The 248-nt window shown below is 52.0% G+C and carries 1 protein-coding gene; it reads left to right on the top strand.

Annotated features, from left to right (window positions below; translation table 11 throughout):
- A partial coding sequence (locus B7708_RS00140; protein ID WP_193431734.1) for a hypothetical protein occupies positions 1–248 on the top strand: 248 nt, incomplete at both ends.

The following is a 248-nucleotide window of genomic DNA, read 5'->3' as shown; positions in this document are numbered from 1 at the left end:
AAGCGCGAGCCACTCTGCGTCAGTATCAGCAAGCCAAAGCGCTTCAGCATCAGTAAGTGCAAGCCAATCAGCATCTGTATCAGCAAGCCAATCAGCAAGCGCCTCTGTATCAGCAAGTCAAAGTACTTCAGCATCAGTAAGCGCGAGCCAAAGTGCCTCAGCTTCAGCATCTAACGACCAGAACTCAGCTTCTATCTCAGCAAGCGCGAGCCACTCTGCGTCAGTATCAGCAAGCCAAAGCGCTTCAG

It is taken from the genome of Streptococcus oralis subsp. dentisani, assembly GCF_002096615.1.
Lineage (GTDB): Bacteria > Bacillota > Bacilli > Lactobacillales > Streptococcaceae > Streptococcus > Streptococcus oralis_U.
The sequence above is the reverse complement of the archived record's forward strand: the minus strand, read 5'-3'. Positions and strand labels throughout refer to the sequence as shown.